Consider the following 311-nt stretch of genomic DNA (forward strand, 5'->3'; position numbering starts at 1 on the left):
TGGGAAATAGATGGGAAACAGTAGAAACAGTGTCAGACTTTATTACTTTGGGCTCCAAAATCACTGCAGATGGTGACTGCAGCCATGAAATTAAAAGACGCTTACTCCTTGGAAGAAAAGTTATGACCAACCTAGATAGTATATTCAAAAGCAGAGACATTACTTTGCCAACTAAGGTCTGTCTAGTCAAGGCTATGGTTTTTCCTGTGGTCATGTATGGATGTGAGAGTTGGACTATAATGAAAGCTGAGCACTGAAGAATTGACGCTTTTGAACTGTGGTGTTGGAGAAGACTTGAGAGTCCCTTGGAC

1 protein-coding gene is annotated in these 311 nt (G+C 41.2%); it reads left to right on the top strand.

The features are described from left to right. Positions 1–257: hypothetical protein (locus QP415_RS11250; protein ID WP_285100119.1), on the top strand; the 257-nt coding region annotated here is incomplete at its 5' end. Between the last annotated feature and the right edge of the window lie 54 nt (positions 258–311).

Origin of the sequence: Pauljensenia sp. UMB3104 (assembly GCF_030217285.1) — a bacterium.
Classification (GTDB): Bacteria; Actinomycetota; Actinomycetes; order Actinomycetales; family Actinomycetaceae; genus Pauljensenia.